The following is a 22,907-nucleotide window of genomic DNA, read 5'->3' on the forward strand; positions in this document are numbered from 1 at the left end:
ATAGGATAAGAAGGTAACTTTAAGATTACTGTATCAAACCTAGGCAATCTTAAAACATCTTAAAATTAGAAGGTTAAAATCTGAGGAGGTAACATTAATGAAAAAATCTTTTTTTACAACGAAATCTAAATTCTTTCAGGCCCTTGCATTAAGTTTTTGTTTAATTTTTGTATCATCAAATACCGCTTTTGCTAGTGATGATACAACCAAAGTGCTAACAGCACAAAATGAAATTACAACTACTAATCAGGTATTATTAGAAAAGCAAAATGAAATTGATAAGTATGTTTTTGAAGACCATTCAAAAGAAATAGCTGATAAGGGGATTCAAATTACCCATACTGGTCAAGTGAATAATTATGTAGAAGTAGGTATAACCCCTTATACAAAAGAAAATGCTGATTACCTTTATAATATATTTGGTACTGACAAAGTGAAAATAGTGGAAGGTGTTAAGGCGCAGTTGATGAATGAATCATCAACAACTACTGTTGCCGTTGATGCAAACCAAGCTACTAGCTCCAAACTAAATCCTATTATTTTTTCACTTGCTGGACTTATTGGTGTTGGTGCAATAAGCTTAATTATTTATAGAAAAAAAGTAATTAAATAATAACTTAGTTCCTTTATTTATTAACTTCTCTATAATAATTTTAAAATCATAGTTAATAGTCACAAAAAGCCATTGGTTTAAACCAATGGCTTCTAAATTTATTTGAAAGTATTATTTTCATATCAAAATTTCAAAAATTTGCCTCGTACTTATATAAGCATCGTGTATCATTCAAATAGAATAATTAACATTAATTTATTCAATGACTCTAATATACTTAGCATCTGCTTGAACTGGATAGGATTCCCTAACTGGCCCTTCAAAGATAACTTCAACCTTTAGGCCTTCTTTTAAATCATTTATTGCAAGTGGTTTTTTTATGTCATCTTTATAAATTTTTGTATTCTCACTAATTCCTATACTAGCTTTATCATGTTGTGTATCACTTTCAACTTTTCCTTCAACCAATATTGATCTTATATTGCCACTATCATCTAATGCTATTTTTGTTATTTGCCCTCTTATTCCTATCTTTTCAGCAGTAATATCACTATCACATCCAGTTATAAGCGCTAGGGATACGAAAGTACACATTATCAATAATAATCTTTTTAACATAAGATAACCCTCCTAAAACATTTTGATATTCATATATACGAACTGCAATTAGAATAAGTTATTTGTGTACTGCTAAAAAAGTTCTTCCCTCTTTAAAAATTTACAAATAACAAAAATCATTATATCTACATGATATTTTATAAATTACATTATTTTATTTTTCTTATAGCAACTTTCATTGTTAATTACTATTTTCAAGTCTGTATACAATCATAGAATAAATTCTATGATTAAAGTATCCTTTTTCATTAATTCTATTTGTTTCTAGAAAATTGCATTTTTCTAGAAGATTAATTGATTTAAGATTTTTCTCTTCCGTATATGCTTCTAATACCTTCAAATTCATAGTGATAAAACCGTACTCAATTGCACTTAATAGCGCTTCTCTCATTAAACCTTTCCCTTGATAATCAGGAATAATTCCATATCCTAATTCTCCACTTTGTAATTCTGTATTAATGTTCCAAATACTAATTGACCCTATAACCCTTTGCGATTCCCTATGTTGTATTGCCCAAATAATCCATTTATTATCATTGATACCTTTATTCATTTTATCAATATAAATCTTTGTTTCATCAGCGCTTTCTCCTAATTTTGTGTCAGTGTATTCATTCATTCTTGGGTCTTTTCTCATTTCAAATAAACCATTAATATCACTATAATCCATTCTTCGTAAGAGAAGATTTTTTGTTTCTATTATGGGGAAGGGTGTAAAGTTAATCATTTTTATCACCTACTATCTAAAAAGTTGTATTACATTTTGTGTATTTAAGAAATCCATCTTCCATAATTAGCTTAATGGACCCTGTTTCATTCAAATATTCAACATAAGATCTTAACATTCTCTCCACCATATTATATTTATATATGGTTTTTACCCCAATATTAAAGTATTTAATAACAGACCTCATAATTTGTTCCATTGTCATAGAACCCTCTATGCTCTCATACACCATCGCTGCTCTATCTTTATAAAAATCTATATTATCAGTTATAAGTTTTTCAATATTATCATATATACCTTTATGTGCCACAATGTATTTACTTTATTTATTTGTACTTCAACTTAAAAAGATTGCAAATCTTGTACTTAAAAGAATACTGCTACCTAACATAAAAACTACTTATTTTTTTAAAAAACTAGCGCAAGATTTAACTTTTCTAGGTTTTCAAACTTAACATTATATTTCACTTTGTAATAATTATATTAATGAATTAAGTTCCCCACAACTGTGCTATTTAAGAATAATGAACATAACCACTCAAACTTTTATGAACCTAGTGTAAATAGTTAGGTTTTTTTGTTTAGTTTCCACTGAACTGTAGTTCTAGTATAAATAATAGTCGAAATTTATCGTAAATTAAAACTAGTTTTTATCTTCAGAATATTAAATAATCTATTTAAATGTACATATATTTTAATGTACAATAATTTCATACAGATATTTCTGTTATACTAATCTGTCAAAATTTATAATATGGGAAGTGTTTTTATGGACAGTAATAATCTTTTAAAAGACCCTGGCGAATCCAAATTAAAACGAGAACTTGGTTTAGCAGCTTCCATTGCCATTGTTGTTGGTAACTGCATTGGTTCTGGTATATTCATGTCCCCTGCTTCTTTAGCCAGAATTTCAAATCCTACGACATCAATTATTGCCTGGATTATTACATCAATCGGCTCTATATTAATAGCGCTTAGCTTTGCAAATTTATCATCAAAAATGCCTGTAACAGGCGGCCCAATAGCATATACAAGAGCTGCCTTTGGTGATTTTGCGGCATTTTTAATCGGATGGACTTATTGGATAGGTGCATGGGTTGGTAATGCAGCTATTATAACTGCATTCATGAGCTACTTTACCTATTTTGTTCCTTCTGCAAATAACCCACTTGCTGCATTTTTAATTACATCCTTTGTATTATGGTTCTTTACCATTTTAAATATATTAGGTGTAAAAAATGCAGGTATTATAGGAATTATTTCTACTATTTTAAAAGTAGCAGCATTATTAGTTTTCTTAGTTATAGCTTTAATTAATTTTGATCCTCAATATTTATCTACAGTATCAAGCAGTGAAGTATCTACTATGAGTACTTTGCCCGCAGCTATAGCTGTTGCTTTATGGGCTTTTGTCGGCTTAGAGAGTGCAACTGTTCCTGCTGGAGAAATAAAGAACCCAGAAAAGAATATTAAAAGGAGCACTATCATTGGTACTCTAATTGCTGCAGTTATTTATATTTTAATATCAGTAGTTGCAATGGGAGCCATGGGACAAGGTGAACTAGCAAAATCCGATGCACCTCTTGCTGACATTATCAATGCTTCAATTAATGGAACTTGGGGTGGAACTTTCATCGCAATTGGCGCAATTATTTCCACTCTTGGTGCAACTTCTGGATGGATTCTAACTACTGGTAGAAGTGCTTATGCTGCGGCAGAAAGCAAACTTTTCCCTCCAATTTTTGCACAAGTTAGTAAAAAATTTGCCACTCCAGCGGCTTCACTTATAATTAGTGGAATTTGTGCTAACATTCTTCTTATTCTTAACTATGTTGGTAGTCTAAGATCAGCCTTTGATTTCATGATTTTATTGGGAACTTTGGCATTTTTGCCTGCATATACTTTTGCAGCAGCAGCAGAAATTGTACTTTTAAAGAAATATCCAGGAAATTTCAATTTGTGGAACTTCCTTAAGAATTCCTTTATTTCATTACTAGCTCTTACTTATTCTATCTATGCTATATATGGAACAGGTGCAGAAGTTGTTATGTATGGTTTCATATTGATGTTAGCTGGAATACCATTCTACACCTATATGATGTTAAAGCAAAAATATAGTAAACAAGTAGAATAACTTGTGAAGTAAATGTTATAAAGTAGGTTACACTAAATATTATTCAATCTTATGTTATTAAAGGACTATTGGATATTTTCCAATGGTCCTTTATCTAAATCCTTAATTATTTATAAATTCCTTGTTTCATAATAATTCATTGTAGAAGTCTCCTGAAAGCCACAAGACTTATAGAGATTTAAAGCATTGCTATTTTTTGCTTCCACCTGAAGCATTAGTTCCTTTGAACCTTTTTCTTTTAGCTTCTCTATTGCCCCAACTAAAATCTCTCTTCCATATCCCTTTTTACGATACTCTGGAAGTACTCCTAATCCAAAAATTCCACCTACTCCATCACTTATCTCTAAATGAACTTTTCCTATAATTTTATTATTTACTTCTGCCATATATATATAAGAACCACACTTTTCTTCTTCCTCAGGCATTAAAATATCTGCTTCATTAAACTTCATGTTAAAGTATATAGAGTTTTGCCATGCTATCTCTCTTCCATCTTCATTTGTAGCTTTTCTTAAGACTACATTCTTTGCTATTAATCTTTGATGTTCATCATTTTTTAAAAACATTTCATATTCTGAGTGTGCATGACTGGCCCCTGTAGATTTGATAAATTCAAGTCCTGTAACAGAATCATTATCAGATAATAAAAACATTTTCTTTGATTCCCTTTTGTGCCACTCATCTTTAACTAATGAAAATAATCTTTTAAATACTCCTCTCCTTCTATATCCTGGATGCACCATGCCGTTTACCTCCATAATGCCTCTTCCAAATTCACATATACCTATATACCCAATAAGCATATCTTTATCATAATACAAAAATTCATTAATATTACTTATACTTTTATCTTCTTCTTGCAATCTACTAAGCTTATAATCAATTTCTAACTTTAACGTGGTTTTATCTTCCTCAAGACAAATCTTTTGAAGATTATTAATCTCTGTGTACTCATTTGTACCTAGCTTTTCTTTTAATTTTATACTCGGATTTTTTATCTTTTCCATGATTATTCTTCATCCCCTTTTAATTACTATTTAAATAAACTTATCATTTTGTTACTGCACTCTCTTTAAAATTTTATTTTTGTAACTTTGAAATCATTTTGTCTATATAAATTACATTGTCATATATTTCGAAATTATTCACATATATTTTAAAAAAGAGAGTTTATTTACCTATATTTTACCATAACATAGTTTAAAACTTTCATTTTATGTCGCATTTATTTCTACTAAAAGAGTTTTAAACTCTTAAATAAAATACTAAGAGCATAAATTCTATTTTATTTTTTATATAGAATACTTTATCTAGCATGGACTTAATGAAGAGTATAAAAATGGAAAACCTTGTGATAAAATTAATTCATAGTTACATCTACTTATTGATTTTACTTAACCATAAGATTTATACTTTTATTTCTAGGGAATAATAAAAAAGGTAATAATTTATTTTAAATATATTGTAGGAGGAGAATTAACATGGAGTTTTCAGAACTAATAAGAAAGAGATATTCTGAACGTAAATATGAGGATAAAAAAGTTGAGAAGGAAAAGTTACTTAAAATATTAGAAGCAGGAAGAGTAGCACCAACTGGTGCTAACACTCAGCCACAGCGAATTATCGTAGTGCAAGAAAAAGAGAGCATGGAGAAACTTAATAAATGTGCAAACCTGTACGGAGCACCTCTTGCAATCATAGTGTGTGGAGATCACAACAAAAGCTGGAAGCGACCTTTTGATGGCAAGGATATAATGGAGATAGATGTAACTATAGTAACAGATCATATGATGCTTCAAGCAACAGAGCTAGGTTTGGCATCTGTATGGATATGTTATTTTAATGCAGAAATATTAAGAGAAGAATTTAATCTTCCTGAGGGAGTTGAACCAGTAAATATTTTAGCCATAGGTTATTCAGGTGGTGAAGCTGCATCACCTAACAGACATGATAAGGCTCGCAAGCCATTAGAAGCTACTGTTCACTATGAAGTTTATTGATATTAAAAGATATAAAGTGTCTCAGAAATAATGAGTCACCTTATATGATGTTAGTATAATATTTAAAACATAGAAATCCGCTACCTTTCCTTACATTAGTGTATAAAATAAAAAGTCACTATTTTAAAACAAGGAATAATAGAATATCACAAAATTATCTTATAAATACTAAAAGTACTCTGGATGTTATTAAGCATTTCATAGTACTTTTTTATTATTAAAACTGAATACTAACTCCGCTATTTTATCTCACTTTCACATGCGGATTTTCATAAAAATAATTAAATTTTAGAAACTACCTTGCATTATTAAGTAATATATATTATACTCATTTATGTAATGTACTTAATAATGTTAAGTACTTCAAGGAGGGTTGAATTTGAATAAAGAAATGCTAAAAGGGACCATAGATATTCTTATTCTGTGCGTTCTAAACGAAAAAAATAATTATGGATATGAAATTTCTAGAACTATAAAGTTGAAAACAGAGGGAGCCTTTGAGATTCAAGAAGCAACTTTGTATTTATCTTTAAAGAGATTAGAAAAGCAAGGTGCTATTTCTTCCTACTGGGGTGATGAATCTAATGGGGGTAGACGTAAGTACTACGAAATTACAAACGATGGTAAGGACTTAATGAACCAATCTATCAAAGATTGGAAAGTAACTGTGCAAATAGTTGAAAAGTTTATTTAGGAGGATTTATTAATGAAAAATATATTAAGAAAGATTTTTAATTTATCAGATATTAGATATTCTTGGTTACTACTTATATCTATGGGAGCTTTTGTATTGTCACTTTACAATGAAAAAATTAATCCAGATATAACTCATGTAACTCAGTGGCTAACTTATGGCTTTGCAATACTTTCAGCAGTTATTTGGAGTATTTTAAATTATATTGCTCACATAAAGGTTAGTGCAAATTATAAAAAATTCGATAATATTGAAACTTATGTTGACAATTTAATTATGAGTAAAGATGAGAAGCTTGAACTGAAAGCCTACTTAGAAGATTTTGCAGCAGATCTTTTATCACAAGGAAAAAGTAAAGAAGATGCAGTACAAACTGCAATAAATCAATTTAGGATACAGGAATTCACATCCCTATCGAAAAATAGTAGCCTTCTTAATTTGCCAATACATTATTACTTAATAGGTTACTTACTTCTAGACATACTTATAATTATCATACTTACGTTGATTACAAGTATAATGCTAAGCAGTTCATTCTGGCTTCTAGCTATTGAGTTTATGTTTATTTTATATGGTGTTGGTTTCTTAGGCTTGTTCTTCTTATATAAGATGTTAGATGCTATTATATCAAAAAACTTAAACAATTAAAGTACAAAATTTTCTTAAGTTAAGCCTTTGTAAATTATTGATTTTTCAATACAAATTGAAAGTGAGGAATTTAATATGGAGAGTTGGATTATAAATTTTATGGAGCACTTTGGTTATTTGGGTACCTTTCTTATGATATTACTTGAAAATGTTTTTCCACCCATTCCTTCAGAAGTAATACTTACCTTTGGCGGATTTATGACAATAAACACAAGTATGACAGTTATTGGTGTGATAACATCTGCCACCGTTGGTTCTATTGCAGGGGCTATAGTGCTTTATGGAATAGGCAGACTATTTAATGTGAGCAAACTTGAAAAGATAATACGTCGCTGGGGATATATTCTTAGAATAAAAGTAAGTGATATTCACAAGGCCAATTCCTGGTTCTCACGTTATGGTAATAAAGCTATTTTTTTCTGTAGGATGATTCCACTAATTCGAAGTCTAATTTCTATCCCAGCTGGTATGGCCAATATGAAATTCAATGTTTTTCTTCTTTATACCGCAGCTGGAACTTTGATTTGGAACATTCTCCTTGTTTGTGCAGGTGCTGCCCTTGGAGAATCCTGGGGAAAAGTTTTAACTATTATGGATGTTTACTCACATATCACATATGCAATTTTAGGATTCACCTTTGTTGTTTTTGCAGTACTATGGTTCTTTAAAAGAAATAGCAAATTAAAAACAAGCTAAAAAATTATATCCATTATTAAGCAAGTACAGATTATTTATTTTTGTACCTGTTTTTGTTATAAATATTTATACTTAACAACATTTTAGAAACTTCAGGTCTGGAAGCTTCCATAAGTGGAAGCTCTTTAGCCCTATCTTTCTCCTTATTCAGAGGACAATTTCCAAAGATAAATGGAAGCAACAGAACCATAAGGAGAATATATATTTTTATATTCATCAAACTGCTCTTTTGTAAGTTCAGAAACACCATATAACTTCATCATACTACGTCTGATTGCTATATCTCCAAAGCTCACGATATTAGGTCTTTCCATTGAATTTAATAGAAGCATCTCAGCTGTCCATATTCCAATTCCACGTAATGAGGATAACTTACTAATAACTTCTTCATCTGATAAATTATAAAGCTCATTAAGATTTAACTTACCTGTGTCCACTGTTTCTGAAATGCTTTTGATGTAACCTGCCTTCCGAGTAGTAATCCCACATTTTTGTATTTCTTCTACAGAGAGCTTTGAAATGTTTTGCGGGGTGATTTCTCCAAAACATTCTTGCATCCTATTCCAAATAGTATGAACGGCTTTTGCTGATATTTGTTGACCTATTATTGCATAAATAAGTGCCGGAAATAGGTCTGGAATAATCACACGTTCTACCTTTCCTAGCCTATTTATAGCTTCCCCTAATATTTTATCTACTTGTTTTAAATATGAAGCCTCTGCAGTTCCATACTCAAAAAACTTAGTTTTAACTGTGTGCATTTTGTATCCTCACTTTTAATTTTTTTCATTTACTTCGATTTAGATGTAACTAGATTTTCAATCTATTGCACTTCATGCTAAAGGTTTATCCAAATTTTCTAATTCTATCCTATCTCCACTATTTTCTTATATATCAGAAAGAAAGTTGAAAGGTATACCCTCAACATTTAAACCTGTTGCTTCTCAGAGAAATACTCCAAGAACTCCAGTTAATAATACCATAGCTACAAATATCATTCTATATTACACTTCATGGCTATTATGGATTTAAAAGAAAATAAAATAGAAGAAAGCGACAGTTGTTAATTAGCCGCCTTCTTCTACCTTTAAGTTAACCTTAACTTCTAGTTGTGATTTTTCCTTTCTTAGGTTGAGATCCCTATTACTAACCTTTCACAACACTAAGCAACTTCTCTTCTATTTTAGTGCTATTTTTTATGATATAAATGATTAATAAAGTGATTATTCCCCATCCCCATAAAGGTATCACGATATTGGAGGAGCCCAATGCTGATGCAGCTAGGATTTCCCATGGTCTTGTTAGCAGCATTATTATAAAGTATTTCCCCAATTTCATTTTACTAAGTCCTACTAAGAAACCAACAGCATCATCTGGAAAAAATGGGAGGAATAATAATAACACCAGTAGTATTTCTCCCTTTTTTGATGAGATATGTTCTTCATACTTACTTGACACCTTAGGACTTACAAACCGTTCTGTAAAAGGTCTTCCTAATTTTCTAGCAAGGATAAATACTACAACAGAGCCACTTATTATGGCCACCATGCTAATAAAAAATGATTCCCACATACCAAATATTGTTCCCCCAACTACAGCGCTTATATTGCTAGGTATGGGTGCAACAATAACAGATATAAATTGAATAATAAAAAATATTATATAAGCATTCTTACCATAACTCTCTATGTAATTCTTAAAGGCTTCAGCAGAAGCCATATGCTCTAAGATACCTTGTGATTTCATATACATAAATATTCCAATGAATCCTACAATGGTTACTACTAACATAAGATAACTTTTTAGTTTATTACTATGTTTACACATTAATAACACTCAACTCTCTAATTTTTATTTATATTTTAATGGGTACTTTGAGCCTCAACAGCCTTAAGGCTGCCTTGTAATTCTTCTTACATTCAAACTCACTAAGCCATTTCACCTAAAAATCCACCCAGTTGAATCCCCTTACCACTTGTACTAATCTTTACTGTAATGTCTTCATATAAAAAGAATCCTTTCAGATAAAGTGACTCTGAAGTTTATTTCACATACTCATTATGAAACATAGAACTTAAGATTAGGTAAAGAAACACTTAAGAAAACCTTAATTTTACTTTAAATATTTCCTACTAATATATTTCAAAAAATAAAAAACCCATCATAATTTGATGAGTTCATGTTATTTAAATTCATTGTTTACTTTAGTTTATATAAAAATTATATAGTCTTCATAGCATTTATTTTGATAGTATTTTTTTTAAAATTGCTATAAAAAAGCTTAACTCCTTTTCATTTTTTCTTAGCATCATTATCATATTCTCAAATATATATTCTGCCATTTTTTCTTTTGAAATAACGTGATCCCAAGAATATTGCCTTAACTCACTGTCCATATCAATTAAGACTTTAATCTTTTCACAGATCCTTGCAAAATACTCGTTTTGTCTTTGTTTTCCAAGTTGTTTTTCCTGTGTCTTTAGTATAGAGAGTTGTTCTAACCAATTTTCTCTGAATTTATTAAGATACTCGTATAGGATATTATAAATCTTCTCTAGGTTATCATAAAAATTATTCTGTGATAAGCTTTTCCAATCAACATTTGCAAAAGCACCATCCCAAAAGTCCTCAATAACTGCTACTAACAGGTCTCCCTTTGAAGGAAAGTAATTATACACTGTGCCAATAGCAATGCCACTACCTTTTGCCACAGCACGAATATTGATTTTTGTGATACCTTCATTTTCCGCTATGCTTTTAGCTGCACATAAAATGATCTCTCTATAATTTAAATTAATACTATCCATCCTTTGAATCACCTCTTGAACATCGTTCAACTCAATTATATATTAGCATACTTACATTGTCAAAGTTAGAGTGACTTTCATTAAATTTTTTACTTGAAGTAAAATACACCTCCTTATAAGGACTTATCTTTATATCCTTATAAGGAGGCGCATATTTTCACATCTTATTTTAAATTTATCATATCTTGAATAAACTCTAAGACCTTTTCCTCTTTAGTTGCCCAGGATGTCACAAGGCGAATAGCTGAGTTTTCTTCATCCACTTTTTGCCAAACATAAAATGAATATTTCTCTTGAAGTTTTTCAATTATCTCATTAGGTAAAATTGGAAATATCTGATTTGAAGGTGAATTAGTCAAAAATAAATATCTCTCTCCACTAATTCCATCCTTCAGTAGCTTAGCCATGTCATTTGCATGCTTTGCTAATTCAAAGAACAGATCATCTCTAAAAAGTTCTAAAAACTGTATTCCTAGAAGTCTACCTTTAGCAAGTAGCGCCCCCTTCTGTTTAATATGAAACCTAAAATCTTCTTTAAGAGAATCTCTGCAAATTACAAGAGCTTCACCCATTAAAGCACCATTTTTAGTTCCTCCTATGTAGAAAGCATCCACAAGATTTGCTAAGTCTGAAAGCTCTATATCATTTTCCTCTGAGCACAAAGCTGAGCCAAGCCTTGCTCCATCAACATATAAGAAAAGTCTATTATCTCTACAAAACTTGCTTAACTGTTCAAGTTCCTTCTTAGTATAAATAGATCCAATTTCTGTAGGATTGGAGATGTAAACTAGCTTTGGCTTCACCATATGCTCATCAGTATGTGCAACGAGAGCTGATTTAATATGTTCACAGTTTAGTTTTCCATCATTTACTTCTATAGATACAACTTTGTGCCCTGTAGCCTCAATAGCTCCTGTTTCATGAACAAGGATATGTCCAGTATTTGCTGCAATAGCTGCTTCATGAGGTCTTAAAAAGGCTGAAATAGCAGTTAAATTCGTTTGGGTTCCACCAGGAAAAAGATGAATATCTACATCTTCTCTTTTCATTTTTCCTTTTAATAGTTCAACAGCTTTTTCTGTATACTTGTCCTCTCCGTATCCTTCAAGCTGCTCCATATTTGACTCCATCAAAGCACTTAATATCTTTGGGTGTGCTCCTTCACTATAGTCATTCTTAAAACTATACATTTGTTTTCCTCCTTATTAATCCATTTACAATTATTATAATGATTCCATTCCATTCAAGATATCTTTAAGTTTTTTTAGCTCTTCAATACTTAATGTAACCCCTTTACCCATCTTCTTATGTTCAGAATCCCAATCCCTAATGTCATATTTAGCTTCTTTGTCATTCCAACTTATAAGATTTAACTCCTTGGTCCATCCTTTTGTTGACTCTGAAAGTAATCCTGCAGTTTCTATTATTTCAAATTTTATATCCGCCATTCATCTCTCCTCCTATACTCTTTGTGTTTTAATATAAGATACTGGCTCTTATAATACTTGCACCTTGCTCGTGTTCAGCATTAATTTTTATATATAAATCATTTGATTTTCTATCCATATCAATAAGAAGTAAATCCCCTTCATTTAGATTAAACTTTTCAGTTTTATTAATTACAACAGCAATGTTACCTTTTACACAGTAAAAAACTTCTGTTAGAGAAATAAATTCATCGCTAAAATTGAAGCTTTCTTCATTTATTTCAAACAGCTCTTCCTTTTCAATCTTAATTGCCTCTAGTTTACCTTTGCATCCTCTAGCTAGCATTAGATTAAAATCTTTCACTTTTCCAGTACTTTTTGTTACCCATTCTCCACTGAAGCAATCTTGTTCAAAAGGCTTAAGGAAAGTACTATGTTGATTTTCATGCTCTAGGGCCATTTCACCCTCAACTACCATTATAAGCCTCCAAATACCTGAAAGAGAAGTAAAAGTAGACTTTTCTACCTCCACTCTTGCTGAGCTTAATCTCCACATAAAATTGCGCTCACTATAAGCAGTGTCCTTCGGGTAAATAGCTAACTCCGTGGTTGTTCCCCCTGTCCAAGTAGTTGTCTTCTGCTCTTCTTTTCTAATTATTTCAATTGTATTAATCATTATGATACCCCCCTATGCTTTTCCTACCTTTTGTGTTGAAATATCCCCAAATCAACAGTTTCCAAAAATTTTTCTTTATATATCCTTTTTAGCGTTCAAAATCATCCTTATAAAGATACTGCCTCAGTATCCAAAAGTTACTCTTTCTTGAAAACAATCATATATTGAGGCCAGTACTTATAAGTTATATTATTTTACTTTGATTACGAATACATTAGGAGTTAATCCACCACTTTCAATCTTTATGGTATCAATAACTTCAAGATACTGATTGCCTATTAAATTTTCATTTAGTAAGTTTTTTTCTACTGTATAAAGGAATGCCATTCCCCCTGGCCTTATAAGACTAGGAATTTTATTTACAAATTCACTATATAATTTCGTGCTAAAATCACGAACTCCTGCCTTACTTTCAAAAGGCATATTTGATATCATCTCATCGAAAGGGTCCATGGGTGAATATTCTAATATATCTCTAGATATTAATTGTACTTTTACATTAGCTAACTTAGAATTTGTTGTTGCAGCAGTAATAGCTGAGTTAAATATATCAACTCCTGTTAAGCTTCTATATTCCTTAACTTTAGCCCTTTCTATTAACATGGTACCAGACCCACAAAAAGGATCTATAACTTTAGCATTAGGTTTTAACCATTTTGCTATAGACTTCATTACAATAGCAGCAGTTACAGGGTTTATGGATGCAGGAACATCTTTCTCTCTATAAGAAAATCTATTATCTTTTAAAGTATATAGCTTTATAAACACACTGCATAAATTATTTTTCTCAACTATTCTAATTTCAACTTCATAGGAAGAAGGACTATTCTTTAAGTTTCCACCTGAAACTTCATCTAATTCTCTCGATAAGTTTTTTACAAACTCTGACCTTTCTCTATTATCAGTAGTTTTAAATTCAATCCTATACCAAAATGGAGTATTACCCTCATCTGCGTGACACTGATTCAAAAAGCTAACAATATCTGCTTTTACAATTGCAGCTGCTATTACCTTATAGTTAAGCTCTAAGTTATTGCAGGTGTCTATTGGAAAAAGAAGTTCATAAAATGATCTACAGCTATAAACCTTCTTAATATCCTTCTCCTTAATATGTATACCTTCAGTCACAAGGTTACCCTTGATTGATTTTTCTTCAAGATCACCTAACGTAACTTGAAAACGATCATTCATAGTTGTTAATATCATTGACACAGGATTTTTGAAACCCGTAAATTCATGACGTACACGAGGAGATAATTTAGCTATAGCTCTAGAAAGGGCAAGTTTTTCTTCATTTGTATGCTTCTCATCTTTTGTAGATTCACTGTTATTCTGAGAAACTTTTTCTTCTTCTATTAAACTCTCAAGCATCTTAGTAAGTCTTTCTGAATCCGACACTCCACCACAATTCCCAATTGCAAGTATGTAGGAAGACTTTACAAATAGCTGTTCCTCAGAATTATAAGCACTATATAAGGCCTCTAAATATTCTGAATCACCAATTTCACCAATAATGCCACATACATTTTTTCTCACTTTCGGATCTGGATGCCTAAGGAAATTCTTAAGTTTTTCCTTTGAGCTGCCCACAGCTCTTTTAAATATTCCTCTAGGTTTTTCCTTTTTTATAATATCTCTTATTACAGAAAGTATTGCTCTTGGATTTTCCTCTTTTAATGCCTCTAACCACAATATTGGCATTGTATTGTTATAATCTCGAGAAAGTTTATCTATTATTCTAGCTCTCTGCTTATCATCTGAAGTCTTTAGTTCCTCTATTAAATTTGTATAATTTATCTCATTCATTTGATCACCTCTTCATTTCAATTTAACAGCTTTCATTATACCCTATATTTCTAAATACTTGTAATGTTACCTTCAATTTCTTCATATGCAGCATTATTTTTGCACCTAAAAACCTAAGATTTGAGTACTTTTTTGTAAAACCAATATTTCATTTATATAATAATACATAAAAACTTCTACACTAATTTTGCCCTATATAAATAAAGTTTATATAAATAAAGTTTATATAATTACTTTTTCACTTTCACAAAAATAAAACCCTCTATAAACTGAGGGTTTTGTGAAGAACTTCTTTAATTTATTATTATTTATTTTTCTTCGTGAGCACTAAATAAATCTACGAAGAAAAAAATACACAGCAATAGAAATACCTGCAAAAATCGCTCTTATTATCCTGTTGTTCCTATTAATAAAAGCTTCAATAATTAGAACTACCCCCAGTAAAATCCACAGACTTTCAAAGAGAAACAAACCAGCAAGTGTAAATAGAGAAAATGAAAACATCGGTAATACTAAGATTAGAGATATTAGCATAAGTACCAATACAAATAATATTCTTATTTTAAGTTTATAACCTTTAAAATAGGAAACTGCAATAAAGCAACCCAATAGGCATAAAACTATCCATTCAATCACCATTTACAATTCCTCCTTTGAAGGTTGTATAGCTTTTTGCTTTGCACGAAACTTTCTTACCTTCATCAAGTTCCCACAGGTTTCATCACACCATCGCTTTGTGTGGCTTTTAGTTTCATCATAAAAAAACCATCTACAATCGGGATTTTGGCAAACTTTCACTCTCGACATATCATTATCACTTAAAAGTTCAATAAAAGAAGCTACTATTTCTGACATAATCCAGTTCCAATCCCTGTGTATTGGTTGTAACTTTAATTTATACTTTCCATCACCTTCATAAATTTCTCTTTCATAATGTGCTAATGTTAGATATGTATTGATTTTTATTATTATATCCTTAGGAATAGCTTTATTATTTGTTATGTCATCAAAAGCCTTTGAAAGTAAACGGCGAAGTTTCAATAAATTACTCATTACATCTTTGTCTGGCATCATATCTATTTGAATATTTCTCTTTTTAAAAAATTCCATGAGAAGCTCTACATTAGTTAGTATTTCTTCATTGGTTTTATGTGTAGCATACCAGCTACTGTTTACGAAATCCAAAGATAAATTAAACATTTCGTAACCCCCTATACTTATATTGACAGTTACCACTACCGATGTTATATTTAGTATAACACCGTAACCACCATTAGTCAAAAATGATGGTTACAGAAAAAGGAGGATAATTATGGGGATATTACAACACAAACTTCTATCTGAGTTAGATAATAAGGGGTTTAAAGCAAGAATTGTATCCATTGAACACCTTGAGGACTTGAAAAGTGAACTGGAGAATTTATTTGATTCTGGAGTAGTTGATAAGGAACTATATGAAAAAGAACTTAAATCAATTAACTACAACTACTTAAATGAACTATCTGGAGCAAAATCCATTATAGTTATAGGAATGCCACAACCTATAAGAAAGTTATCTTTTAATTGGTCGGAAAAAGTACATGAAGTACTGATCCCACCGGTTTATACCTCTGAAACAGATAAACAGGTAAGAAGTATAATGGAAGCTTTATTAAATCCAGAAGGCTTTAAATTCTTAAAAGCAACACTACCATTAAAGCTTCTAGCTGTTAAAAGTGGCCTTAGCATGTATGGCAAAAACAACATTTCTTATATACCTGGATTAGGAAGTTTTAACAAACTAATTGCCTTTATAACAGATATGCCTTTCATTGAAGATAGCTGGCAGGATGTAAAAACAATGCCAACATGTGATAACTGTAATGCTTGCTTAAAAAATTGCCCTACCTCAGCTATCGATTCTAAAAGGTTTATAATCCATATTAATAAATGTATTACCTATTTTAATGAATATGGCGGTGAATTTCCTTCCTGGCTTAACAATAACTCTCATAACTCATTAGTTGGATGCATGCGTTGTCAAACTATTTGTCCTGCGAATGCAGGATATATCAAGACTATAGAAATCAACGATGTGTTTTCAGAAGATGAGATATCCTTAATACTTAATAATACTGACATAAATATCCTTCCTGAGAAAACAAAAAATACTCTTGAAAAGTTGGATCTAACTGACTATCACAAAGAAAAAATACTCTCCCGCAATTTAAGTGTATTGATAAATAAATAAATAAATATTATTCACATATAATTAAAAATCTAGAACAGGAAGTAGCTTGTGGCAACTTCCTGTTACATTAATAATCTTTAATGTTTCTTAAATTACATAGTTATTACAATGCACTAACACTGTTGCCTAAAATCCTTTATGCTTTTTCTGTACCCTAAGAGGTCCTAGCATATAGATTTAATACCCTCACATCTAAAGTACTTACTTATTATTATCTTCCATAAAAATCCTCATAATCACTATGATTAAAATTATTTAAATTCAACAATTTCAATACCAGCCATACACCCAATATCTTCATAAACAATTCCATTTTCTTTATCGTATAAATGAATTATAACTTCTCCAGAAGATTCTTCTTTAATTACTTGTTGCATCTTTCCAAGTTTTGGAGCAATTAATTCTCCCGTTTCTTTCAGATTTCCCTCTATTTTAAGCCTCGCTTTGCTATTTTCTAATAATATTGTTACCTTTTCGCTAGTTACACTTTCAACCTCCAATTTACTATTGTTATACGTTGCAAATCTATATTCTTTTCCACCAACTACTAAGTTACATATATATCCTAAGAAGCTTTTCTTCATAAATGGTATATCCGCTATAGAGCAAAAAATACTTGTATTATTATTTCTAAAATTGTTACTTTGAATCCAAATATATTTTTTAGGAAAAGAAGTTCCCCAATCCTTTTCAATATATCCTTTTCCACTATTGAAATCTATTTCTTTATCATTAATCGTAACTATTCCATTCACTTCATGATTCATGCTAATAATACCATGGTAACACTCCAGTTTTGGAATATAAGCAAAACAACCCATGATATTAGGAGTCAAAATAGACTTTTCAATTGGAGTGAATGAACCTAACTTTAATATTCCCTCAATACTTATTTTGTCATCTTGTATTTTAATTACTGCTTTGGATTCTGTGAAAATATTATTCCCTACCTGTACCATAAAGGGGTTATTGCTAAATTTAAAATCTTCCGCAGCATATCTTATATATCCTGTTTTTATAGACTTTTTATTATTTTCATCAAAGCTTACAAATATATATTGTAGAAAACTATGAACATCATTACTAAATAAGCTAACACCAGGGATAAAGCAGATAACTCTTTTCTCATCCTTTGAAACTTGCTTATAATACCATCCTTCAAAATATTCTTTGTTTTTATTATTCCCTTGAAACAACAAAGGGCATCTAATTTTTTTTAGCCACATATTTATCTCATCCTTCATCATGCTATATGAGTTCCATAATATTTTTCCTCTTAAACTAGTCTGCCCAAAATCATAATATCTAACTTTTAAAATTAACTTAATGCCTCTTACCTCTCCTTGAAAATTTTATCTTGTTTTTGATTCCTTGTTTTTTTAAACAGGAAATATTAAGAAGGGGTCAATACGTGATAATTGGTTTAATTATCTTTAAAGCAAACTTATTAATATCTTTAAGAAACTTAGCTAAAACTCAAATAAATTCAATAATAGTAACTGCTAGCAAAGAATAAGATTTGTGGTACGGATGCATATGTTTAATCATGGATATAAGAGATTTTTAGATGGAAAATGTGATGAGGTGTTAGTTGAAACTATAAATGAAAAACTGTTAATTACAGGTAAGGTAGCTAAAGAATATTTAGCAGATTTAGAAGCTTTTAAAAAAGAACATAAATTAATATATGAAAAACTATATTGAAATAAATGAAGTAATCCAGTTGTAGGCAGCCCAACTGGATTACTTTATTTAAATGAAAAGATTCTAGGCAATTAGAAATTTATTATTCAATAATGAAGTTACGAAAATTTTTATTGTTAGACACCAAGGAATGTATCTACTGAATTAAAGTTTCATTAATTTCTTTGTATGTGATTACATAAATACCTATTATGAGTCACAAATTTAAAGTGATTCCACTAACCTTTTGATAAATCTTTCTGCTTCATTGAAATCTTTATCATTTGGATGTCCCTGTGATAATCTGCCTACAATATCAAAAATCTTATTTTTAGTAAATTCCTGCGCTACAAAGCTACCTTTACATGCAAAGCTCCCTTTATTTATTGCTCCCTTTGATGCTAGGAGCTTAGTTAGCTTAGTGTTATAGAACTTCATCCCAACCCCACTGGTTGAAAATACAAAAACATTTTTACCTGCTAAATTCAAATTATCAACCAATTTAAATATCTTTGGTGACATGCTCTCCTTATAAACCCCAGAACCAAATCCAATGAGATCGTAACTTTCTATGTTAACATCATGAACATCTTTTATATTTATTAGCTCAGAATGAGTTTTTTCAGCAAATGTTCTTGCAATTTTTTCAGTGTTATTCTTATAGTTTGAACAATATATAATTAAGGATTTTATAAGTAATTCCTCCTATTTAAATTTCTTTTTATTAAATTGTATCAATAATATTTATTAAATATTCCTTTATCTCATACATATCATAAGTACAATGACTATTTAAAATAATACTTTTCAAAAATCTAGCCTATCCCAACTTATCATTTTATAATTGATAAATGCTACAATATATACTTTTACGCAACAATAATTGTGAAAATCCTTTTATCGGTAGGGTACAAAATAAGAAAATAGCGAGCTAATCTATACTTCCCATTATGTTTAATTTCTACGTTCCTTTTGTATAGGTATATTCTTGAACTGCAATAAAGATATTAGAATCGCATTCTCACCATGAATAAATAATATAATATAAAAGGTAATCCCATAGCAGATAGTATTGTGATTGCAGTATGTGCTTTTTTCTCTTCTCGTAATATAAACAATAAAAACTTATATCCTAAAATGCCAATGAATCCACCCAAACAATTTAGGATTATATCATCAATGTCTGATGCTCCTATGCATAAAAGCCCTTGAATAATTTCAACCAACAAACTCACTATAAATATAAATAACAAATTGATTATTACTCTTTTATTATTTTTAAATAATGACAAATATGCACCAAGAGGAATAAAGATAACTATATTGCCAATCACATTACCAAAAGCGAACCTTTTTATAGTTGCAGAGTTGCTATATATATATTCCTTTATACTATAAAAAGGAATGAGATTGATTGACCTAGGCTCCGAATACGGAATTCTTGATACCAACAATATTTTAATTAACAAAAGTATGTAACAAATGAAAACACCATATAAAAACACTATTTTAATTTTCTCTCGTTTATTCATAATACCTCCATTTTTCATACCATCACTGCTTATTCTCTGATGTTCAGTTTATAAATAATCTTCAGTTCACACTTTAATACAAGTATTCACTATTATGATATCTTAAATTGAGCAGTAGTAGCATCATCTGTGTCACCAGTGCATATTGATATGCACTATGCAGGCTCCGCAGCAAGGCGCAGATTAAACACCTTGTCTTACTAATATTTATATAAAAGTTTATCCGATTCGGTAATTTCATCTTACCGAAATCAGGCAGGCGATGTTGGAATTTTTTCTTATGAAAGCCTTAAGAAATGCTTAAGGAGAACTTATTATTTTCTATACTGTTGTATACAGCTAGTGCATCAGTAATATTATACTGCTTATAATGGTGATTCCCTTTCGCACCAACTGAAATCAGAATATATTCTTGTCTACCCACTTTGGCGAAATTTGCAAGACATAGACCAGCCTCATGGGTATATCGAGTTTTCACTCCTAAAATTTCCCCAACAACTATGTTTAGTTTATTGAGTTATTCATACATGGTGCTGTAAAAAGTTATCTCGCATCCTGTACTGATATTATTTAAACACAGAACAAAGAAATATGTTCAAATTTCATCTTATGAAATTCTTAAGGTTATCTTATGACGGAAGCTCTACTTTAAATGTAGTATTTTCAGGGTTACTTTCCACAGAGATAGTTCCATGGTGAGCCGTGACAATTTCTTGTGCAATTGCCAAACCTAACCCTGCTCCACCAGTGTTTGTGGAACGCGCAGAATCTAAGCGATAAAACTTTTCAAAAATAGTTTCAAGCTTTGCCTCGGGGATTGGATTTCCCTGATTAGTAAAAGTTATAATAATATTTTTGTCCTTCTGTTTAGCAGAAATGTCAATGACGCTGTTTTCATAGCTATAGACTATGGCATTTTTTAGAATGTTATTGAACACACGCGCCAGTTTGTCTGCATCTCCCCATAGAGTGAGGCCGTCAGGTACATTGACGGACACCTGCTTTTCCTGTGGAGTGAGCATTGGATAAAATTCATCTGCTATCTGTTGGAACATGAAAAGTAAATTTATTTTTTCTTTATTCAAAACAATAGCTTGTATATTAAATCTTGTGATCTCAAAAAACTCATTTATAAGCTGCTCTAGCCGATAAGCTTTTTCCAAGGTAATACCGATATATTTTGCCTTCTGTTCAGGAGGCATGTCAGAAGCTTCATCCAGAAGACTTAAGTATCCTATAACAGAGGTCAAAGGTGTCTTTATATCATGAGCCAAGTAAACTACCAAATCATTTTTGCGCTGCTCGGCATCAAGTGTAGCTTTCCTTTGTTTTTCCAAGTTATTTTTTATTTTATTAAGCTTATTTTCCATAAAATCCAATTCCGGTGATAGTGTAATTTCTTCATCGGACTCCTCAGCAAGTCTATCCATGCCGCTACTTACTTCATCGAAATATTTAGTAAACCAAGAAATTGAAACGTTAAGTAAAATAACCAAGAATACTATAATCACAATTAGTGTAATACCTTCCATATTATTGTAAAATATAAACCGGTAAATTAATACAGCAAGGTTTTCACGCAAATGTAACGTATTCATTAAAAACTGTACAATACTATCACCAACACTAAAGTTTTTTTGAATGAAAAAACGTAGGAAGTAAACAGTTGCAACCGTGGCAAAAATAATTAGTAGCAATGGAAAAAATACTTTTCTTTTTATTTTTGTATAATCATTACTTCTTTTATCACTTTTATCTTTCAATTTTATAGCCGACCCCCCATACGGTGTTGATATATTTAGGGCGCTCTGCGCTGTCGTGCATTTTTTCTCTTAGATGTCGGATATGAACCATTACCGTATTATTGCTGTTAGTGAAATACTTATCTCCCCATACCTCATGAAACAATTCTTCCGAACTTACCACCCGTCCGCGATTTGAGCAAAGGACCCAAAGAATGGAAAACTCTGTTGGAGTGAGAGATAGCTTTTTCTCATTCAGCGTACATTCATGGGTATCCATGTCCAGTACCAAGCCGGAAAAGGCAATCAAGTTTTCTTCATGTTTTGGCTCAGCAGAATTATATTTGGTAAATCTTCGGAGCTGTGCCTTTACACGGGCAACAAGTTCCAAAGGGCGAAATGGTTTAGTGATATAGTCGTCCGCACCTAATGTCAGCCCGGTAATCTTATCGATTTCTTCTTCTTTGGCTGTGAGCATGATAACCGGAAAGTTATGTTTTTCCCTAATTCTCTGGCAGAGAGTAAAACCATCAATATCCGGTAGCATGACATCAAGTATGGCAAGCTCTAACTGTTCCGACTCAACACACCTGAGCGCATCTTCACCGTTATAAAATTTGTATATTCTAAAACCTTCATTTTTTAAATAAACTTCAATTAAGTCCGCTATGGACTGTTCATCGTCTACAACTAAAATATTGATACTCATGAGTTCTATCCCTTCTTCCTGCTTAAACACTGATTTTTATAGTAATGCAAAGCAAAAATCTATATCATATTAATATGGGCTTTAATCTATTTCCCATACTAATATAAGGGACTGCCATATGAAATGCAATACTTTCATAGACAGCCCTAGTATATCTTTACGCACTCGCCACATGTCCACTACAACCTGAACATCAATTTTATTTTTCAGAGCCTTATTCCTGTA

The 22,907-nt window shown here is 30.9% G+C and carries 26 protein-coding genes and 1 pseudogene; 8 read left to right on the top strand and 19 right to left on the bottom strand.

The features are described 5' to 3' along the window. The first annotated feature begins 97 nt into the window (after nucleotides 1–97). The gene (locus tag RR409_RS05210) at nucleotides 98–613 is read left to right on the top strand and encodes a hypothetical protein (RefSeq protein ID WP_332556670.1); all 516 of its coding nucleotides are present in this window, start codon (nucleotides 98–100) and stop codon (nucleotides 611–613) included. Between the two features lie 195 nt (nucleotides 614–808). On the opposite strand, the gene RR409_RS05215 is transcribed toward RR409_RS05210, so the two are convergent. From RR409_RS05215 to RR409_RS05225, 3 genes are all read right to left on the bottom strand, one after another. Next, nucleotides 809–1,171, bottom strand: coding sequence for a DUF3221 domain-containing protein (locus RR409_RS05215; protein ID WP_332556671.1), 363 nt, complete (start codon nucleotides 1,169–1,171; stop codon nucleotides 809–811). A gap of 181 nt (nucleotides 1,172–1,352) precedes the next feature. Then, nucleotides 1,353–1,898: a GNAT family N-acetyltransferase gene (locus RR409_RS05220; protein ID WP_332556672.1), complete on the bottom strand. Its 546-nt coding sequence runs from the start codon at nucleotides 1,896–1,898 to the stop codon at nucleotides 1,353–1,355. Between the two features lie 16 nt (nucleotides 1,899–1,914). Continuing rightward, a complete protein-coding gene (locus RR409_RS05225; RefSeq protein WP_332556673.1) occupies nucleotides 1,915–2,208 on the bottom strand; it encodes a hypothetical protein in 294 nt (97 codons plus the stop codon). A 459-nt stretch (nucleotides 2,209–2,667) separates the two neighbouring features. On the opposite strand from RR409_RS05225, the gene RR409_RS05230 reads away from it, so the two are divergent. Further along, the gene (locus tag RR409_RS05230) at nucleotides 2,668–4,032 is read left to right on the top strand and encodes an amino acid permease (RefSeq protein ID WP_332556674.1); all 1,365 of its coding nucleotides are present in this window, start codon (nucleotides 2,668–2,670) and stop codon (nucleotides 4,030–4,032) included. A gap of 110 nt (nucleotides 4,033–4,142) precedes the next feature. Here the strand turns inward: RR409_RS05230 and RR409_RS05235 are convergent, their stop codons facing one another. Further along, nucleotides 4,143–5,039, bottom strand: a complete 897-nt coding sequence (locus tag RR409_RS05235) for a GNAT family N-acetyltransferase (RefSeq protein WP_332556675.1) — start codon at nucleotides 5,037–5,039, stop codon at nucleotides 4,143–4,145. A gap of 474 nt (nucleotides 5,040–5,513) precedes the next feature. Between RR409_RS05235 and RR409_RS05240 the strand changes: the two genes are divergently transcribed. The 4 genes from RR409_RS05240 to RR409_RS05255 all read left to right on the top strand — a co-directional run bounded on the left by RR409_RS05240 (nucleotide 5,514) and on the right by RR409_RS05255 (nucleotide 8,070). After that, nucleotides 5,514–6,032, top strand: coding sequence for a nitroreductase family protein (locus RR409_RS05240; RefSeq protein WP_332556676.1), 519 nt, complete (start codon nucleotides 5,514–5,516; stop codon nucleotides 6,030–6,032). Nucleotides 6,033–6,411: 379 nt separating this feature from the next. Then, complete coding sequence (locus RR409_RS05245) at nucleotides 6,412–6,726, top strand: PadR family transcriptional regulator (RefSeq protein WP_332556677.1); 315 nt, start codon at nucleotides 6,412–6,414, stop codon at nucleotides 6,724–6,726. A gap of 12 nt (nucleotides 6,727–6,738) precedes the next feature. Next, the gene (locus tag RR409_RS05250; protein ID WP_332556678.1) at nucleotides 6,739–7,374 is read left to right on the top strand and encodes a hypothetical protein; all 636 of its coding nucleotides are present in this window, start codon (nucleotides 6,739–6,741) and stop codon (nucleotides 7,372–7,374) included. Between the two features lie 75 nt (nucleotides 7,375–7,449). After that, nucleotides 7,450–8,070, top strand: a complete 621-nt coding sequence (locus RR409_RS05255; protein WP_332556679.1) for a DedA family protein — start codon at nucleotides 7,450–7,452, stop codon at nucleotides 8,068–8,070. Nucleotides 8,071–8,213: 143 nt separating this feature from the next. Here RR409_RS05255 and RR409_RS05260 read toward each other — a convergent pair whose 3' ends face one another. The 9 genes from RR409_RS05260 to RR409_RS05300 form a co-directional block, all read right to left on the bottom strand. Further along, nucleotides 8,214–8,831 (bottom strand): DNA-3-methyladenine glycosylase 2 family protein, encoded by a 618-nt coding sequence (locus RR409_RS05260; protein ID WP_332556680.1) that lies wholly within the window; start codon nucleotides 8,829–8,831, stop codon nucleotides 8,214–8,216. Between the two features lie 385 nt (nucleotides 8,832–9,216). Continuing rightward, complete coding sequence (locus RR409_RS05265) at nucleotides 9,217–9,897, bottom strand: VTT domain-containing protein (protein ID WP_332556681.1); 681 nt, start codon at nucleotides 9,895–9,897, stop codon at nucleotides 9,217–9,219. A 413-nt stretch (nucleotides 9,898–10,310) separates the two neighbouring features. Next, nucleotides 10,311–10,877 carry a TetR/AcrR family transcriptional regulator gene (locus tag RR409_RS05270; protein WP_332556682.1) on the bottom strand — a complete coding sequence of 189 codons (567 nt, stop codon included), beginning with the start codon at nucleotides 10,875–10,877 and terminating at the stop codon, nucleotides 10,311–10,313. Nucleotides 10,878–11,041: 164 nt separating this feature from the next. Then, the gene (locus RR409_RS05275) at nucleotides 11,042–12,067 is read right to left on the bottom strand and encodes an aminotransferase class I/II-fold pyridoxal phosphate-dependent enzyme (RefSeq protein ID WP_332556683.1); all 1,026 of its coding nucleotides are present in this window, start codon (nucleotides 12,065–12,067) and stop codon (nucleotides 11,042–11,044) included. 33 nt (nucleotides 12,068–12,100) lie between these two features. Further along, on the bottom strand, nucleotides 12,101–12,325 hold the full coding sequence (locus RR409_RS05280) for a PC4/YdbC family ssDNA-binding protein (protein ID WP_332556684.1): 225 nt from the start codon (nucleotides 12,323–12,325) through the stop codon (nucleotides 12,101–12,103). A 28-nt stretch (nucleotides 12,326–12,353) separates the two neighbouring features. Further along, on the bottom strand, nucleotides 12,354–12,980 hold the full coding sequence (locus RR409_RS05285) for a HutD family protein (protein WP_332556685.1): 627 nt from the start codon (nucleotides 12,978–12,980) through the stop codon (nucleotides 12,354–12,356). A 189-nt stretch (nucleotides 12,981–13,169) separates the two neighbouring features. Next, entirely contained in the window at nucleotides 13,170–14,786 is a 1,617-nt protein-coding gene (locus RR409_RS05290) for a methyltransferase (protein ID WP_332556686.1), read from the bottom strand. Between the two features lie 327 nt (nucleotides 14,787–15,113). Further along, nucleotides 15,114–15,425: a hypothetical protein gene (locus tag RR409_RS05295; protein WP_332556687.1), complete on the bottom strand. Its 312-nt coding sequence runs from the start codon at nucleotides 15,423–15,425 to the stop codon at nucleotides 15,114–15,116. Next, a complete protein-coding gene (locus RR409_RS05300; RefSeq protein WP_332556688.1) occupies nucleotides 15,426–15,986 on the bottom strand; it encodes a CGNR zinc finger domain-containing protein in 561 nt (186 codons plus the stop codon). A 112-nt stretch (nucleotides 15,987–16,098) separates the two neighbouring features. Here RR409_RS05300 and RR409_RS05305 point away from each other — a divergent pair, with 112 nt between their 5' ends. Further along, nucleotides 16,099–17,016: a 4Fe-4S double cluster binding domain-containing protein gene (locus RR409_RS05305; RefSeq protein ID WP_332556689.1), complete on the top strand. Its 918-nt coding sequence runs from the start codon at nucleotides 16,099–16,101 to the stop codon at nucleotides 17,014–17,016. 251 nt (nucleotides 17,017–17,267) lie between these two features. Here RR409_RS05305 and RR409_RS05310 read toward each other — a convergent pair whose 3' ends face one another. Further along, complete coding sequence (locus RR409_RS05310) at nucleotides 17,268–18,242, bottom strand: tocopherol cyclase family protein (RefSeq protein ID WP_332556690.1); 975 nt, start codon at nucleotides 18,240–18,242, stop codon at nucleotides 17,268–17,270. 304 nt (nucleotides 18,243–18,546) lie between these two features. Here RR409_RS05310 and RR409_RS05315 point away from each other — a divergent pair, with 304 nt between their 5' ends. Further along, nucleotides 18,547–18,720 (top strand): hypothetical protein, encoded by a 174-nt coding sequence (locus tag RR409_RS05315; protein ID WP_332556691.1) that lies wholly within the window; start codon nucleotides 18,547–18,549, stop codon nucleotides 18,718–18,720. Between the two features lie 204 nt (nucleotides 18,721–18,924). On the opposite strand, the gene RR409_RS05320 is transcribed toward RR409_RS05315, so the two are convergent. The 5 genes and pseudogenes from RR409_RS05320 to vanR form a co-directional block, all read right to left on the bottom strand. After that, entirely contained in the window at nucleotides 18,925–19,392 is a 468-nt protein-coding gene (locus RR409_RS05320; protein ID WP_332556813.1) for a flavodoxin domain-containing protein, read from the bottom strand. A 314-nt stretch (nucleotides 19,393–19,706) separates the two neighbouring features. Further along, a complete protein-coding gene (locus RR409_RS05325) occupies nucleotides 19,707–20,231 on the bottom strand; it encodes a VanZ family protein (protein ID WP_332556692.1) in 525 nt (174 codons plus the stop codon). A 289-nt stretch (nucleotides 20,232–20,520) separates the two neighbouring features. Next, nucleotides 20,521–20,778, bottom strand: a pseudogene (locus RR409_RS05330) (D-alanyl-D-alanine carboxypeptidase); the annotation flags it as partial. Nucleotides 20,779–20,860: 82 nt separating this feature from the next. Further along, a complete protein-coding gene (locus RR409_RS05335; protein WP_332556693.1) occupies nucleotides 20,861–21,994 on the bottom strand; it encodes a HAMP domain-containing sensor histidine kinase in 1,134 nt (377 codons plus the stop codon). Further along, nucleotides 21,984–22,682, bottom strand: a complete 699-nt coding sequence (gene vanR / locus RR409_RS05340) for a VanR-ABDEGLN family response regulator transcription factor (protein ID WP_332556694.1) — start codon at nucleotides 22,680–22,682, stop codon at nucleotides 21,984–21,986. Before vanR ends, RR409_RS05335 begins: the two co-directional genes overlap by 11 nt. Nucleotides 22,683–22,907: the final 225 nt, after the last annotated feature.

Source organism: Clostridium sp., assembly GCF_036642255.1.
Lineage (GTDB): Bacteria > Bacillota > Clostridia > Clostridiales > Clostridiaceae > Clostridium_J.

Coding starts and splice junctions, on each gene's coding strand:
- RR409_RS05210 (WP_332556670.1), top strand. CDS start 98: ATGAAAAAATCTTTTTTTACAACGAAATCTAAATTCTTTCAGGCCCTT.
- RR409_RS05215 (WP_332556671.1), bottom strand. CDS start 1,171: ATGTTAAAAAGATTATTATTGATAATGTGTACTTTCGTATCCCTAGCG.
- RR409_RS05220 (WP_332556672.1), bottom strand. CDS start 1,898: ATGATTAACTTTACACCCTTCCCCATAATAGAAACAAAAAATCTTCTC.
- RR409_RS05230 (WP_332556674.1), top strand. CDS start 2,668: ATGGACAGTAATAATCTTTTAAAAGACCCTGGCGAATCCAAATTAAAA.
- RR409_RS05235 (WP_332556675.1), bottom strand. CDS start 5,039: ATGGAAAAGATAAAAAATCCGAGTATAAAATTAAAAGAAAAGCTAGGT.
- RR409_RS05240 (WP_332556676.1), top strand. CDS start 5,514: ATGGAGTTTTCAGAACTAATAAGAAAGAGATATTCTGAACGTAAATAT.
- RR409_RS05250 (WP_332556678.1), top strand. CDS start 6,739: ATGAAAAATATATTAAGAAAGATTTTTAATTTATCAGATATTAGATAT.
- RR409_RS05255 (WP_332556679.1), top strand. CDS start 7,450: ATGGAGAGTTGGATTATAAATTTTATGGAGCACTTTGGTTATTTGGGT.
- RR409_RS05260 (WP_332556680.1), bottom strand. CDS start 8,831: ATGCACACAGTTAAAACTAAGTTTTTTGAGTATGGAACTGCAGAGGCT.
- RR409_RS05265 (WP_332556681.1), bottom strand. CDS start 9,897: ATGTGTAAACATAGTAATAAACTAAAAAGTTATCTTATGTTAGTAGTA.
- RR409_RS05270 (WP_332556682.1), bottom strand. CDS start 10,877: ATGGATAGTATTAATTTAAATTATAGAGAGATCATTTTATGTGCAGCT.
- RR409_RS05275 (WP_332556683.1), bottom strand. CDS start 12,067: ATGTATAGTTTTAAGAATGACTATAGTGAAGGAGCACACCCAAAGATA.
- RR409_RS05280 (WP_332556684.1), bottom strand. CDS start 12,325: ATGGCGGATATAAAATTTGAAATAATAGAAACTGCAGGATTACTTTCA.
- RR409_RS05285 (WP_332556685.1), bottom strand. CDS start 12,980: ATGATTAATACAATTGAAATAATTAGAAAAGAAGAGCAGAAGACAACT.
- RR409_RS05290 (WP_332556686.1), bottom strand. CDS start 14,786: ATGAATGAGATAAATTATACAAATTTAATAGAGGAACTAAAGACTTCA.
- RR409_RS05295 (WP_332556687.1), bottom strand. CDS start 15,425: ATGGTGATTGAATGGATAGTTTTATGCCTATTGGGTTGCTTTATTGCA.
- RR409_RS05300 (WP_332556688.1), bottom strand. CDS start 15,986: ATGTTTAATTTATCTTTGGATTTCGTAAACAGTAGCTGGTATGCTACA.
- RR409_RS05305 (WP_332556689.1), top strand. CDS start 16,099: ATGGGGATATTACAACACAAACTTCTATCTGAGTTAGATAATAAGGGG.
- RR409_RS05310 (WP_332556690.1), bottom strand. CDS start 18,242: ATGTGGCTAAAAAAAATTAGATGCCCTTTGTTGTTTCAAGGGAATAAT.
- RR409_RS05315 (WP_332556691.1), top strand. CDS start 18,547: ATGCATATGTTTAATCATGGATATAAGAGATTTTTAGATGGAAAATGT.
- RR409_RS05325 (WP_332556692.1), bottom strand. CDS start 20,231: ATGAATAAACGAGAGAAAATTAAAATAGTGTTTTTATATGGTGTTTTC.
- vanR (WP_332556694.1), bottom strand. CDS start 22,682: ATGAGTATCAATATTTTAGTTGTAGACGATGAACAGTCCATAGCGGAC.